The sequence below is a fragment of the Lachnoclostridium phocaeense genome (assembly GCF_959599685.1).
Lineage (GTDB): Bacteria > Bacillota > Clostridia > Lachnospirales > Lachnospiraceae > Claveliimonas > Claveliimonas monacensis.
Window position 1 is genome coordinate 1 of sequence record NZ_CAUGIN010000020.1, and the last position, 13,048, is coordinate 13,048.

Annotated in this window: 15 protein-coding genes; 13 read left to right on the forward strand and 2 right to left on the reverse strand. The window is 51.9% G+C overall.

All coding sequences use genetic code 11. The features are described from left to right. Window positions 1–84: 84 nt before the first annotated feature. Window positions 85–816, reverse strand: a complete 732-nt coding sequence (locus Q5911_RS09895; RefSeq protein ID WP_303182579.1) for an adaptor protein MecA — start codon at window positions 814–816, stop codon at window positions 85–87. A 477-nt stretch (window positions 817–1,293) separates the two neighbouring features. On the opposite strand from Q5911_RS09895, the gene Q5911_RS09900 reads away from it, so the two are divergent. From Q5911_RS09900 to Q5911_RS09925, 6 genes are all read left to right on the forward strand, one after another. Next, the gene (locus Q5911_RS09900) at window positions 1,294–1,515 is read left to right on the forward strand and encodes a hypothetical protein (RefSeq protein ID WP_076779977.1); all 222 of its coding nucleotides are present in this window, start codon (window positions 1,294–1,296) and stop codon (window positions 1,513–1,515) included. A 120-nt stretch (window positions 1,516–1,635) separates the two neighbouring features. Further along, a complete protein-coding gene (locus tag Q5911_RS09905; protein ID WP_226395502.1) occupies window positions 1,636–3,435 on the forward strand; it encodes a glycosyl hydrolase family 18 protein in 1,800 nt (599 codons plus the stop codon). A 105-nt stretch (window positions 3,436–3,540) separates the two neighbouring features. Next, entirely contained in the window at window positions 3,541–4,224 is a 684-nt protein-coding gene (locus Q5911_RS09910) for an N-acetylmuramoyl-L-alanine amidase (protein WP_303182580.1), read from the forward strand. Window positions 4,225–4,285: 61 nt separating this feature from the next. Continuing rightward, on the forward strand, window positions 4,286–5,299 hold the full coding sequence (locus tag Q5911_RS09915; protein WP_242943702.1) for an L-threonylcarbamoyladenylate synthase: 1,014 nt from the start codon (window positions 4,286–4,288) through the stop codon (window positions 5,297–5,299). A gap of 20 nt (window positions 5,300–5,319) precedes the next feature. Further along, on the forward strand, window positions 5,320–5,949 hold the full coding sequence (gene upp / locus Q5911_RS09920; protein WP_226395500.1) for a uracil phosphoribosyltransferase: 630 nt from the start codon (window positions 5,320–5,322) through the stop codon (window positions 5,947–5,949). Between the two features lie 41 nt (window positions 5,950–5,990). After that, window positions 5,991–6,479 (forward strand): deoxycytidylate deaminase, encoded by a 489-nt coding sequence (locus tag Q5911_RS09925; protein ID WP_076779984.1) that lies wholly within the window; start codon window positions 5,991–5,993, stop codon window positions 6,477–6,479. 50 nt (window positions 6,480–6,529) lie between these two features. On the opposite strand, the gene Q5911_RS09930 is transcribed toward Q5911_RS09925, so the two are convergent. Next, a complete protein-coding gene (locus Q5911_RS09930) occupies window positions 6,530–6,772 on the reverse strand; it encodes a YaaL family protein (protein ID WP_076779986.1) in 243 nt (80 codons plus the stop codon). Window positions 6,773–6,883: 111 nt separating this feature from the next. On the opposite strand from Q5911_RS09930, the gene Q5911_RS09935 reads away from it, so the two are divergent. The 7 genes from Q5911_RS09935 (at window position 6,884) to Q5911_RS09965 (ending at window position 13,027) form a co-directional block, all read left to right on the forward strand. Continuing rightward, window positions 6,884–7,114, forward strand: a complete 231-nt coding sequence (locus tag Q5911_RS09935) for a pro-sigmaK processing inhibitor BofA family protein (RefSeq protein ID WP_303182581.1) — start codon at window positions 6,884–6,886, stop codon at window positions 7,112–7,114. 247 nt (window positions 7,115–7,361) lie between these two features. Further along, window positions 7,362–8,336 (forward strand): hypothetical protein, encoded by a 975-nt coding sequence (locus Q5911_RS09940; protein ID WP_303182582.1) that lies wholly within the window; start codon window positions 7,362–7,364, stop codon window positions 8,334–8,336. Continuing rightward, complete coding sequence (locus Q5911_RS09945) at window positions 8,263–9,480, forward strand: CpaF family protein (protein WP_303182609.1); 1,218 nt, start codon at window positions 8,263–8,265, stop codon at window positions 9,478–9,480. The genes Q5911_RS09940 and Q5911_RS09945 overlap by 74 nt, the downstream gene beginning before the upstream one ends. Then, window positions 9,362–10,183, forward strand: a complete 822-nt coding sequence (locus Q5911_RS09950) for a type II secretion system F family protein (RefSeq protein ID WP_303182583.1) — start codon at window positions 9,362–9,364, stop codon at window positions 10,181–10,183. Before Q5911_RS09945 ends, Q5911_RS09950 begins: the two co-directional genes overlap by 119 nt. Beyond that, complete coding sequence (locus Q5911_RS09955) at window positions 10,120–11,406, forward strand: hypothetical protein (protein WP_303182584.1); 1,287 nt, start codon at window positions 10,120–10,122, stop codon at window positions 11,404–11,406. Before Q5911_RS09950 ends, Q5911_RS09955 begins: the two co-directional genes overlap by 64 nt. Window positions 11,407–11,451: 45 nt before the next feature. Beyond that, window positions 11,452–11,628 (forward strand): Flp1 family type IVb pilin, encoded by a 177-nt coding sequence (locus Q5911_RS09960; protein WP_076779995.1) that lies wholly within the window; start codon window positions 11,452–11,454, stop codon window positions 11,626–11,628. Between the two features lie 4 nt (window positions 11,629–11,632). Further along, on the forward strand, window positions 11,633–13,027 hold the full coding sequence (locus tag Q5911_RS09965) for a DUF5702 domain-containing protein (RefSeq protein ID WP_303182585.1): 1,395 nt from the start codon (window positions 11,633–11,635) through the stop codon (window positions 13,025–13,027). Window positions 13,028–13,048 lie beyond the last annotated feature (21 nt).

Consider the following 13,048-nt stretch of genomic DNA (forward strand, 5'->3'; position numbering starts at 1 on the left):
CAAGTTCTGCCTAAAAGAGAGTTATCATTTCAGTGCCTTAACTAAATGACATTGGCTTAACGGCTGCTCTCTTTTTGTACTTTTTTAAATCTCTGCCAGCTGCTGTACGGCGTCGCCGGACACCAGCATCTCGCAGTGCTCTTCCAGGAAGGCCAGAGAGGCGCTGGACGCCTTCTCAAGGGAACCGTACTCGGAGAGCATGTTGCAGATCCGGTTGAAATCTCTTGTCTTCAGATCAGACTGTGTCAGCACAAGGATGTAAAGATCTGCCTTCTGGTCTTTATATAATGTGTTGGAACCGAAATAGATGGATTTCAGCAGATGGGCTGCCTGGATCACCTGGTCCATGGTCTCAAAAGAGAAGAACCGAAGAGAGGGTTTCTTTTCTTCCTCGGCAGTATCCTTGGAAGGTTTCTCCGATATAGCGGAGACGCTTTCCTTTACTTTGCCGATCAGGTTCAGAAGTTCCTCCGCACCTTCCAGCTTCTCAAGAGCGTTTTCTTTTGCGGACTCCCAGTCACCTCCGGGTGAGGGAGCGAATTTAGAAAATCTGGTATCCAGTTCCTCCGGATCTTCGACTTTCGTGATTATCAGCACGATGGAGTCCGCTGATGCGGGGATCGCCTCGATCATAAGAGGGATGTCGTCCGCCTCAAAGCCAAACTCAAATGCCGCCTGTTGCATCATATCATGGAAAAGTGATTTTGCTTTTTCAGTTCCGTAGGCAAGCTCGCTGAGCTGAAGCTGCCTGGCTGCCAGATCGGCGCGTGTAAGCGTGCAGCGGATCTGGTTGTCATTGATCTTCTCAATCTTCATAGTATCACTTCCTTTTTCACAGTATAGCATAAGGCATAAGTATAGTTCAATAAAATAAAAATAAAAAAAGCTTGCGTCAACATAATGGACGGTGCTATAATACAGACACAGAAATTAGTATTCCCAATTCACACATTCTTAGAATGGATCTGCATATCAGATTTATTTATCATGGGTTTTCAAAACAAGATCAGGTAACTTATCAACCATTTATTTCCAAAAATGTCAGATAAAATAAATTTTTATCAATTTTAAGATTTCAATCAGATTTTGCCGTTTATGTTATGTTCAGAATTTTCAACAGGGGCAGGTCCAGAGGACAGCAGCGCAGTCAGAAGAGTACGGTTTCTGTGTGAAGGTGTATCCTGATATATCACGCACTTCCAAAAAGGAGATATACCTTCAGATGTTTTAGTTATATTCCATTTTATGCGGCGGGCGGGAAAAGTTTCGTCCGGGCAGAAAAAGGAGGCTGTTATGCCGGAAGACACAAGGGAATTTCAGGAGCTGTTCAGAGAATTGAACGGCTACGAGAAAAAGGGAGTATACATAGAACTTGAGGGGAAACCGGCAAGCCCGACACAGATTGTACAGGCGCATATGCTGCGGGAGGACTCCGGCTATATGCGGGATTATGTCCTGAATGAGAAAGGAGACCTGAAAGCATTGTACTTCCATCACATTGCCAGAGAAAATTAGACAGAAAAAAGACCGGACAGTGCGGACACCCCTCGCAAAAGTCTTGAAAATGTCGAAATATATAATGACGTGTGCTGCAAAGATTGGTATAATAATGTATATGTGTGTGGGAGGTGCAGCATGGATCAGAGACGCAGAAGGCGGAGGCCTGCGCGCGGGCGGAAACAGTCAAGGCGCAGAAGAAAGAGAAATCTTATCCTGAAGACAGGATTTTTCATTATAGTGATCATAGCGGCTATTGCAGCGTTCTTTTTGTGGAGGCGGTATGGCCCTTCAGACCAGCAGGCTGACAGGAATGAATATTATGGAATAGAAAGTGACGGTCAGCTGGCTATTGTCGTGAATAATGAAGTGCTTGAGCCAAGGGGGATGATCTCTGACGGAAGAGCCTATGTGGAGTACGCTATTGTGCGGGACTACATCAACCAGAGGTTTTACTGGGATCCAGGTGAGAACGTGCTGCTCTACACGCTTCCGACAGATACAGTCAGTGTAGGAGTGGGGGCAAGTGAGTATACTCTCGCCAATCAGAAAACCAGCACAGACTATGTCATTTTGAGGACAGAAGGAAGTACAGCGTACATTGCGCTTGATTTTGTGGCACAGTATACAGATATGTCTTACGAAGTCTTCACAGACCCGGACAGAGCGGTCGTGGTGACAGAGAAAGAAGAGACTGTGGCAGAGGTGAAAAGAGACACCCAGGTGCGCTATCAGGGAGGCGTGAAGAGCCCTATCCTGACGGAGGTCTCCAAGGGAGATACAGTGGCAGTCATCGAGGATGAAGGCGACTGGAAGAAGGTGCGCACCCAGGACGGATTCATCGGATACCTGAAGCAGAACAGGCTCCGCGACGAGCAGAAGACGACATACGACAGAGGCTTTGAGGAGCCTGTTTACACAAATATCTCAAAAGACTATGTGATCAATATGGCATGGCACAATGTGACCAACTCCGATGCCAACAGCAGCGTTCTGGAGATGATCGCCAGCACAAAGGGCCTGAATACGATCTCTCCCACATGGTTCCATGTGGCAGATACATCGGGCAATCTGGAGTCCATCGCCAGCTCAGAGTATGTGAATTACGCACATCAGTCCAACATCGAGGTGTGGGCGGCCATCCGGGATTTTGACGGAGGCATCAGCTCCCAGGAGGAGTCCTATGCGCTGCTTTCCAGCACATCCAGCAGGACAAACCTGATCAACCAGCTCATGGCAGCTGTGTTCCAGACAGGGATCGACGGCATCAATGTGGACTTTGAGATGATATCGGAGGAGTGCGGCGAGCACTATATCCAGTTTATCCGTGAGCTGTCTGTACAGTGCAGAAAGAACAACATTGTGCTCTCCGTGGACAACTATGTTCCCCAGAACTACAACCAGCAGTATCACCGGGGAGAGCAGGGAGCGGTGGCAGACTACGTGGTCATCATGGGCTACGATGAGCATTACGGCGGTTCTCCGGAGGCCGGATCAGTGGCTTCCTACGATTTCGTGAAAGCGGGCATCGAGAACACGCTGGAGGAGGTTCCGGCTGAGAAAGTGATCAACGCGGTTCCCTTCTTCACAAGAGTGTGGGAGGAGACGCCCAAGACAGAGGAGGAGATCGCCGCTGCCCAGGGCACAGATGCCGCGGAATACACCATGAATGTGACCAGCACAGCCTATGGAATGGCAGACGCCAGGGCCGTGGTGGAACAGGCAGGGGCCCAGATCACCTGGGATGAGACGACACAGCAGAATTACGCTACCTGGGAGGCGAACGGCGTCACCTATGAGGTGTGGCTGGAGGACGCCCAGTCACTGGAGCCAAGGCTGAAGCTTATGAAAGACTACGGGCTGGCCGGCACAGCCGCATGGCGGCTGGGACAGGAGACATCAGACATCTGGGAGCTGATCCTGCAGTATGTAAATTAAAGACCAAATCAATCTGACAAAGGCATTAATATGCGCCCTCTGGAAGACATATACTAGAGTATCCTGAAAAGGAATTTCCGGTATAGGCTGACAGGGGGTGCTTTTTTGCTGAAAAAGATCATGGAACTTATTTTTGCGCTGGCTGTGCTGGCCGGCCTTCTTTTTGCCGGAGACAAAGTCCGGACGTATGTCAGTGTGCAGCAGGAGAATGTAAGGAGAAATCTGGTGGTCCTGGATCCGGGACACGGGGGAAGGGATCCCGGAAAGGTGGGGGCGCAGGGCGAGCAGGAAAAGGATATCAATCTTGCCATCTCCCTGAAAGTAAAGGAGAGGCTGGAGAAGGACGGGATGGAAGTGGTTATGACAAGGGAGAAAGACGTTATGCTGGCAGATGAGGATGCGTCCAACAAGAAGCTGGAGGATCTGAACAACAGGATCCGCATCATCAATGAGCGCCAGCCAGCCGTCGCTGTCAGCATCCACCAGAACAGCTATTCCGATGCGTCAGTAAAGGGAGCCCAGGTCTTCTACTTTACCCACTCCGACAAGGGGAAGCAGGCGGCAGAGGCCATGCAGAAGGAACTCCTGGAATTTGACCAGGAAAATACGAGAAAGATCAAGGCAAATGACACATACTATCTTCTGAAAAAGACAGAAGTCCCCACCGTGATCGTGGAGTGCGGATTCTTAAGCTGCCCGGAGGAGGCGGCTCTTCTGACCGATGAAGCGTACCAGAAGAAGCTGGCAGAAGCCATTGCCAAAGGCATAGAAAGCTGGGTGGTAAATTAGGCGGATTGATGCTATAATAAAGGACATGGAGACAAAAGTAGAAAAGATAGAAAAAACACAAATGAATATGGACATAATAAATGCAGCCGGGCAGATCCTGAAGCAGGGCGGACTGGTTGCATTTCCTACAGAAACCGTGTATGGGCTGGGGGCAAACGCCCTGGATGAGGAGGCGGCCAGAAAGACTTACGCCGCCAAGGGAAGGCCGTCGGACAACCCGCTGATCGTCCACATCGCCTCCTTAGAAGACCTGTATCCCATCACAAAGAAGGTACCAGAGAAGGCAGTGGCCCTGGCGGAGAAATTCTGGCCCGGTCCCCTGACCATGATCTTTGAAAAGAGCGAACTTGTTCCCCACGGGACCACAGGGGGACTGGAAACGGTGGCTGTGCGCATGCCGGACAACGAGGTGGCGCTGGCGCTCATCCGCGCAGGCGGAGGCTATGTGTCCGGACCAAGCGCCAACAAGTCGGGAAGGCCAAGCCCGACCATGGCCCGGCACGTGCTGGATGACCTGGAGGGGCGGATCGATATGATCCTGGACGGAGGCCCTGTCCACATCGGGGTGGAGTCCACCATTGTAGACATGACGGTGGAGCCACCCATGATCCTGCGGCCGGGTGCTGTGACAAAAGAGATGCTGGAGGAGACAGTGGGCGAGGTAACTGTGGATCATACTATCCTCACGGCAGACGCCAAGACACCTCCCAAGGCGCCCGGGATGAAGTACCGCCACTATGCGCCCAGGGCGGAGATGACGGTGGTGGAGGGACCCCTTGAGAAGGTGGTGGACAAGATAGGCGAACTTGCCGCAGCCCGCGAGAACGAGGGACACCGCGTCGGGATCATAGCCACACAGGAGACCATGGGCAGATATGATCACGAGAATGTAAAGTGCATCGGCACCAGGGAGGATGAGAGTACAGTGGCTGCAAATCTGTACGCCATCCTGCGTGAGTTCGACGATGACGGGACAGAATATATTTACAGCGAAGCATTTGCATCTGACGGGATCGGGAGCGCTGTCATGAACAGGCTTTTGAAGGCCGCGGGGCATCATGTGATAAATGTATAAAAGTGCAGGAGGAAAAAAGAATGTCAAATGTGTACGTAATGGATCACCCGCTGATCCAGCATAAAATCGGACTGATCCGGAGAGAGGAGACTGGCTCCAGAGATTTCCGCGCCCTTGTCAGCGAGATTGCCACGCTCATGTGCTATGAGGCTACAAGGGATCTGAAACTGGAAGATGTGAAGATCAAGACCCCCATCTGTGAGACAACAGCAAAGCAGCTGGAGGGAAAGAAGCTTGCCATTATCCCCATCCTGCGGGCGGGCATCGGCATGGTGGAAGGTATGCTGGTGCTGATCCCTGCGGCCAAGGTAGGGCATATCGGCCTGTACCGGGATCCTGAGACACTGGAGCCGGTAGAGTATTACTGCAAGCTGCCGGCAGACTGTGACGAGAGGGAAGTCTTTGTGGTGGATCCTATGGTGGCCACGGGAGGTTCTTCTGCGGCGGCTATCGATCTTCTGAAGGCAAAAGGAGTGAAGAAGATCCGCTTCCTTTGCATTATCGCGGCGCCTGAGGGAGTAGAGAGGATGCAGAGAGAGCATCCGGATGTGGATCTGTATATCGGAGCCCTGGATGACCATCTGAACGATCACGGCTACATCGTGCCTGGTCTTGGGGATGCCGGAGACCGCATTTTCGGAACAAAATAGAAAAGTCAGAATGTCAGGGGAATGGAACAGGAGGCATTTTTATGGCAAACAAAAGAGAAGATTATATAAGCTGGGACGAGTATTTTATGGGAGTGGCGATCCTGTCCGGCCAGCGCTCCAAGGACCCCAACACACAGGTGGGGTGCTGTATCGTGAGCCAGGACAACAAGATCCTCTCCATGGGCTACAACGGCCTTCCAACGGGCTGCTCTGACGAGGAGTTTCCCTGGAACAGAGAGGGGGAAGATCCCCTGGAGACCAAGTATGTATATACGGTCCACAGCGAACTCAATGCGATCCTGAACTACAGGGGCGGAAGCCTGGAGGGAGCCAAACTGTATGTGTCTCTCTTCCCCTGCAATGAATGCGCGAAAGCGATCATCCAGAGCGGGATCAAGGAAGTCATCTACGACTGCAATAAATACAAAGGGACGCCGTCCGTGGCTGCATCCATGCGGATGTTCGACGCGGCGGGGGTAAAGTATCACCCCTACAAGCGGACGGGGAGAAAGATTGAGATCGAACTTTAAAAAGGGTGCTGCAGATCCTGCGGCACCCTTCCTTTTTTTGAAAACCATGTCTATGAGTGGATGGCCTTGGCCTGCCGCAGGAGGAAACAATACCGTTTCCAGGCTGCATTTCCCCGGTAGATATAGCAGTCGATCAGGTCGGGATCGCAGGCATTCTGAAAATTATTGTAGGCATCTTCGATCTCCTGGCGGGCCTGGGCGATCTCCTCGGCAATGTCAAAATTTTCCTGGTCAAAGGACAGCCGCCTGTAGATGTCTTCCTCGGCTGCCCGTCCACGCTGGAACAGCTTCATATGCAGTCACCTCCACGGATCATTACTCTTTATTTCCAGTATAGCCAGAAATTGAGAATAAAATACCTGACGGCCATAATATACATGTAAAAAAAGAGGCCGGTGGAAGATATGGAAGACGGAAGGGAGTACACGCCGCAAGAAAGAGCGGGGTGGGTGGTGAATTTTCTGATACGGGCCCTGGCGGGGCTGGCAGTCATTTTCTTTGTCAATTATTTTCTGGAAACCCGCGGGGTAGACATGGCAGTGGGGATGGGGCCGGTGTCCTTTTTGACATCCGGAGTTCTTGGAATTCCCGGGGTTGCGCTCCTCTACGGGATCGTGCTCTACCAATCTTTGTGAAAATCTAACAAAGAAAATTTATTTTGAAAAAAGCTATGGACATTTGTGCGGTGTAAGGCTATAATACATCGTACAAGTTTTCATAACTTGTATCTGATTAAATCTTGTTGAAAATCTGACACATGTTTCTGTAATTCAAGGCCTTTTCGGCAGAGAATTCAAAAACAAAACAAGCACAACTGAATAGGGAACTGTAAACAAAACAAGTGGATTTTGTGCATGCAAAGCGCATGTAAGGAGGATGTATGTGAGCAGCAGAAATTTGGTCATCTGCGATCCGGATACAGAGTATGCTGCCAGGCTTGCCGCGTTTCTGAACGGGAAAAGGGAACTTGCCTTTCAAGTAAAAACATGTAGCAGTCCCGACCAGATACAGGAGGCAGCAGCACAGATGCCTGTAGATATCCTGCTGATCTCCGAGGAATGCAGGGAAATGTATGATCTTCAGGGAGAGGGGGAAAAGGCGGACAAGACCGTTCTTCTCACATCAGAGAGGGAAGGCAGAAGAGATATGGACGCCATTTTCAAATACCAGTCAGGGGAGCAGATCTGTATGTGTCTGGTGCAGCTTCTGGCAAGGGAGGAGAAAGCGGATCTTCTCCGGATACGCAAGAGAGGAAATGGAAGGATCATAGGGTTTTACTCACCTGTCCGGCGGCTCGGACAGACAAGGATGGCTCTCCAAAAGGGAAGAGAACTGTCCCGCATGGAAAATGTGCTGTACCTGAACATGGAGACCTATGCGGGGGCAGGGCTGTACTTCCCGGAGGAGAGGCAGAGAAATATGTCGGAGCTTCTCTACTACGCCAAGCAGGGATCGAAAAAGCTGGCAGCTGTCCTGGCAGGGCTGGTGAGAAACCAGGGAGGCCTGGACTATGTGCCGCCGGCAGTTATCCCGGATGATATAAGAGATGTGTCCCCCGGGGAGTGGATCTGGCTCTTTGAGGAGATCCTGCGGACAAGTATATACGACACACTTGTGCTGGATATCGGTGACAGTGTACAGGGACTGTACAGAATACTGGAAGCCTGTGATGAGATCCATTTGCCTGCGGCAGATGACCCTGCGGCCTCCTCCAAGATCCGGCAGTTCGAGGAAGCTCTCGAGCAGGCCGGCTGCGGGCATGCAGCAGAGAGGGTGGTACGATGTGATATCAGAAGAACAGCTCCAGGAAAAGGTGCTGGCCAGACTGGATCTGTCAAGAGAGATAGGAGACGATGAACTGACAGAACTGATCTTTCAGGTGTTGGACGAGGAGAGTGACGGAGGGTATATTCCGCTTAAGAAAAAGGCGGAACTGGGCCGGGACCTGTACAATGCATTCCGCAGGCTGGATCTGCTCCAGGACCTGATCGAGGACCAGGAGATCACGGAGATCATGATCAACGGAACGCAGAACATTTTCGTGGAGAAAAAGGGGAAGATTTACAGGACAGACAAGCGCTTCCCCTCCCGGAGCAGGCTGGAGGATGTGATTCAGCAGATCGTGGCTGGAGCCAACCGCATGGTCAACGAGTCGGTGCCCATTGCGGATGCCAGGCTGCCGGATGGCTCCAGAGTAAACGTAGTCCTCTACCCGGTGGCGCTCAACGGGCCGGTGGTGACCATACGGAAATTCCCAACAGAGCAGATCACCATGCAGGATCTGGTCCGGATGGGGGCAGTCAGTGATGAGGCAGCAGGCTTTCTGAAAATGCTGGTCATAGCCGGATACAATATTTTTATCAGCGGGGGCACCGGTTCGGGAAAGACCACCCTTCTGAATGCCCTGTCGCAGTTTATTCCCGGCGGGGAGCGGGTCATAACGATCGAGGACAACGCTGAGCTGCAGATACAGGGCGTACCCAACCTGGTGAGACTTGAGGCGAGAAATCCCAATATGGAGGGAGTAGGTGAGATCACCATCCGCCAGCTGATCCGGACAGCGCTCAGGATGCGGCCGGACCGGATCATTGTGGGGGAAGTCAGGGGGCCGGAGACCATTGACATGATACAGGCCATGTCCACCGGACACAGGGGAAGTCTCAGTACGGGACACTCTGACAGTCCCAGGGATATGTTGAGAAGGCTGGAGACCATGGTGCTCATGGGGATGGATATTCCCCTGGCAGCGATACAGAGGCAGATCGCCTCTGCCATTGATATCATCATCCATGTGGGGAGGCTTCGGGACAGGAGCAGAAAAGTGCTGGAGATCGTGGAGGTGCTGGACTATGAAGACGGAGAGATTCAGACGGGCTGTCTCTATGAATTTCAGGAGACAAAGTGCAGAAAGACAGACGGCGTCATCGAGGGTAGGTGGCAGAAAGTCCGGCCTCTTCTGCACACAGAAAAATTACTTTCAGCAGGATATCAGACCCCATGAATACCTGTTTGCTATTCTGAAATATGCAGGATTTCTTGCGCTGGTCTCCTGGCTCTATTATGAATCTGTGTGGGCATTTTTCCTCTGTGCTCCTGGGATTTTCTTGTATCTGAGACACTGGAAGAAAGAGTGCCTGGAAAAGAAAAAGCGGGAGTTCGCCCTCCAGTTTCAGGAGGCGATCCGTTCGCTTGCCGCATCACTGAATGTGGGATATTCATTGGAAAATGCAATAAAAGAAACAAAAAAAGATATTAATATACTATATAGTGAACATACGGCCATACACCGGGAGTTTGACTACATGATCCGTCAGATCTATCTGCAGATCCCCATGGACCAGATCCTGTACGAGTGGGCCCAGAGAGTGGATCAGGAGGATCTCCACAGCTTTGTCAGCGTCTTTGTGGCGGCAAAAAAGAGCGGCGGAGATTCCCTGAAGGTCATCCGGGATTCCATCTCGCAGATAAGGGACAAGATGGAGATGCAGAGAGAAATTGACACGATCCTTGCAGCCAGAAAATATGAGTGTAAAGTGATGTCCGTGATCCCCTTTGGGATCATCGCATACATGAAGCTGAGCTTTCCCGAATTTATGGCCGCACTGTACGGAAATCTCATAGGAGCAGGAGTGATGAGCGCATGTCTGGCAGTATATTTGGGAGCCTGGTATCTCGGGCAAAAAATTGTAAATATAGAAATCTGATGGTTCTCATTTTACTCCTGTCTGTCCTTGGCGCACTGGCATTGCTGGCAGCAGACGCCAGCAGGTCGGCGGCAGACCAGAAAGAGATCGAGAGGAACAGCTATGGGCAGGGAGACAGAAGCGAGAGCTTTCACATCACAGCAGACGGAGAACAAACAGAGGGGATACTGGATATTACCGTGGGGGAGAGGCAGTACACGGAAGAAGAGATGAGAGAGATCTTTGACAGGGCGGCAGATCAGCTTGAGATACTGATCCTGGGAGACAATGATAGTCTGGACCGGGTTACGGCTGACCTGGCACTGATATCAGAGATCCCGGATCTTCCCGTTGCCGTGGAGTGGGAGCTGGACAGATACGACGTACTCACCATAAACGGGGAGATACAGGAGGATGCACTGCAGATGGCACTGGCAGAAGAGCCGGAAGGGGTACTGGTGAACCTGAAGGCCTTTATGACCTACACCCAGGATCAGACCAGACAGGCCGCCCACCAGGTGACAGTCAGGATCTGTGCAGCCTCCAGGACAAAGGAGGAGCGGCTTCTCGAGAGGATTGAGAGCAAGATCATAGAATATGGAAATGAAAACAAAACAAAAGAAACGATAGAATTGCCACAGGAAATAGACGGACAGAAGATCAGCTACCACTATCCGATGAACACAAGAGGCCTGGTGGTGCTGGCGATGGGGCTGATCACCGTGCTCCTTTTGTTCTGTCTGGAGAGACAGAATGAGAAAAAGGAGGAGGAAAAAAAGAAGCAGCAGATGATGCTGGATTACCCCCAGATCGTCAGCCAGCTGAATCTTCTCCTGGGGGCAGGCATGAGCAGCAAGAGTGCATGGAAGAAAATTGTGGACGATTACCAGAGGCGGGAGAGACCGAACGGAGCCCGGGCTGCTTACGAGGAGATGGTATCTGCCTGGAATGAGATGTGCGGGGGCGTTTCTGAGAAGGAGTGCTATGAGAACTTCGGCAGCCGGTGCGGCCTGCAGACCTACATGAAGTTAGGAGCCCTTCTCTCCCAGAATCTGCGAAAAGGGACAAAGGGGCTGGCGGACGCGCTGCGCCTGGAGGGACTTCACGCCTTTGAGGAGCGCAAGGCCCTTGCCAGGCGAAGAGGAGAGGAGGCAGGGACCAAGCTTCTCCTCCCCATGTTCCTCATGCTGGCTGTGGTGCTTGTCATTGTCATCGTCCCGGCGTTTCTCTCCATTTCACTTTAGAAGAGAGAAACGGATAAAGAAGTACGGAGAAAAGGAGGAAGATCTATGTGGAGAATGTACTATCTGATACAGCTGATGAAAGACAAGAAGGGGATCGGCGTGGTGGAAGTGATCCTGATCCTGGTTGTTCTCATAGGGCTTGTACTTATATTCAAATCCCAGCTCACCAGCCTGGTGCAGACGATCTTTGAGAAGATCACAAGTGAGAGCGCAGGTATATAGAACTGTGGGAAAGGCAGAAGACCCCGGAGGAGAGATGACTGCATTCCTGGCTCTCGTTTTTATCCTTCTGATCGCCTTCGCAGGCTCTCTCATGGAGAGCGCTTCCATACAGGCGGCGAAGAACTGGCGCCGGGCAGATACGAACCGGGCCATAGAGTCTGTCTTTGCAGAATATCAAAAAGAACTGCTGGAAGAGTATGAACTGTTTGCCCTGGAGGGAAGCTATGAGAGCGGCAACTACAGTGAGGAGAAGATCTGGGACCGGCTGTCCTGCTACGGGGCGGGCGGCATGGACCACGAGATGGCAAGACTTCAGATCCTATCGGATGACGGAGGCAGTCCCTTCCTGTCCCAGGTCAGCAGCTGGGTAAAGTATAAGTATGGGCTGGACAAGCTGGAAGGGCTTTTGGGAAACGCGCAGATCTGGAAAAACCAGGATGAGGAGATAAAGCTCTACCAGGAGAAGGAACAGGAGGAAGGCAGGGAACTCTCCTCTCTTCTGGAAGGGCAGCAGCAGAGCCTTCCCGCCGAGAACAATCCTCTGGATACAGTAGAACAGCTGAAGAAGTCTTCTCTTCTCTCTCTTGTGATGCCCAGGGACAGGCAGGTATCCCAGAAGAGGATCTCTCCTTCCGACCAGCCGTCAGGACGAGCGCTGGAACAGGGATATGGCAGTTTTGATGATGTGGCAGAGCAGGGGGATATATCCAGACTGGCGCTGGGTGTGTATCTGCTGGAGCATTTTTCTTCGGCAGTCCCGGAAGAAGGAGAAGAGAGGGAACCGGGCGGAGGCGGACTGGACTATGAGCTGGAGTATATGATCAGCGGCCAGCCATCGGACATGGAAAATCTGGAAAAGACGGTGCAGAAGCTGCTGCTCATCCGAACCGTGTCCAACTTTGCTTATATCCAGACGGACAGCGCAAAGAGGGCAGAGGCAGCGGCTATGGCGGTGGCCATGTGTGCCCTCCTGGCTGTACCGGCTATCGTGGAGGCAGTTACCCAGGCCCTCCTCTTTGCATGGTCCTTTGGGGAGAGCGTGACAGACCTGCGGGCTTTGCTGAACGGCAGCCGGGTTCCACTTGTGAAAGACAGTGAGAGCTGGCAGCTTCAGCTCTCCGGACTTCTGACGCTGGGAAGCGGCGGGGAGTGGAACGAGGGAAAGGATACAGCAAGTGGGATGAATTATGAAGAGTACCTGCAGATCCTGCTTTTTCTCACCAGTGCAGACGAGGCCTCCATGCGCAGCCTGGATCTTATTGAACAACATATGCGGCTGGAAAAGGGAATGGAATGGTTTCGGATCGATCACTGCATCACAAAGATGGAGATTGACAGCAGATGCAGCCTCCGAAGAGGGATCAGCTACAACTTTTCCACTTATTTCGGCTACAACTGAGCAACAGGGCGGGAATGCACA

Bases quoted from the DNA above. Each gene is read 5' to 3' on its own strand.
- Q5911_RS09895 (WP_303182579.1), bottom strand. From the start codon at position 816: ATGAAGATTGAGAAGATCAATGACAACCAGATCCGCTGCACGCTTACA.
- Q5911_RS09900 (WP_076779977.1), top strand. From the start codon at position 1,294: ATGCCGGAAGACACAAGGGAATTTCAGGAGCTGTTCAGAGAATTGAAC.
- Q5911_RS09905 (WP_226395502.1), top strand. From the start codon at position 1,636: ATGGATCAGAGACGCAGAAGGCGGAGGCCTGCGCGCGGGCGGAAACAG.
- Q5911_RS09915 (WP_242943702.1), top strand. From the start codon at position 4,286: ATGAATATGGACATAATAAATGCAGCCGGGCAGATCCTGAAGCAGGGC.
- upp (WP_226395500.1), top strand. From the start codon at position 5,320: ATGTCAAATGTGTACGTAATGGATCACCCGCTGATCCAGCATAAAATC.
- Q5911_RS09925 (WP_076779984.1), top strand. From the start codon at position 5,991: ATGGCAAACAAAAGAGAAGATTATATAAGCTGGGACGAGTATTTTATG.
- Q5911_RS09930 (WP_076779986.1), bottom strand. From the start codon at position 6,772: ATGAAGCTGTTCCAGCGTGGACGGGCAGCCGAGGAAGACATCTACAGG.
- Q5911_RS09935 (WP_303182581.1), top strand. From the start codon at position 6,884: ATGGAAGACGGAAGGGAGTACACGCCGCAAGAAAGAGCGGGGTGGGTG.
- Q5911_RS09950 (WP_303182583.1), top strand. From the start codon at position 9,362: ATGAATTTCAGGAGACAAAGTGCAGAAAGACAGACGGCGTCATCGAGG.
- Q5911_RS09955 (WP_303182584.1), top strand. From the start codon at position 10,120: ATGTCTGGCAGTATATTTGGGAGCCTGGTATCTCGGGCAAAAAATTGT.
- Q5911_RS09960 (WP_076779995.1), top strand. From the start codon at position 11,452: ATGTGGAGAATGTACTATCTGATACAGCTGATGAAAGACAAGAAGGGG.